This is a genomic window from Streptomyces sp. NRRL WC-3549 (assembly GCF_000721935.1).
Taxonomy (GTDB): domain Bacteria; phylum Actinomycetota; class Actinomycetes; order Streptomycetales; family Streptomycetaceae; genus Streptomyces.
Window position 1 is genome coordinate 70,007 of record NZ_KL585403.1, and the last position, 253, is coordinate 70,259.

Here is a 253-nt window from a genome sequence, read left to right on the forward strand (position 1 = left end):
CATCCCGTTCTACCTGTCCTCACGCGGCTACGGCGTCTTCGTGAACCACCCCGGCAAGGTCTCCTTCGAGGTCGGCTCGGAATCCGTCGGGCAGGTGCAGTTCAGCGTCGAGGACCAGTCACTGGAGTACTACGTCGTCGCCGGCCCCACCCCCAAGGACGTCCTCGCCCGCTACACGGCCCTGACCGGCCGGCCCGCGCTGCCGCCGGCCTGGTCGTTCGGCCTCTGGCTGACCACCTCGTTCTGCACCTCG

At 68.8% G+C, this 253-nt stretch carries 1 pseudogene; it reads left to right on the forward strand.

Going from position 1 to position 253, the window contains the following annotated elements:
* Positions 1-253 (forward strand): annotated as a pseudogene (locus IH13_RS0117680) (TIM-barrel domain-containing protein); the annotation flags it as partial.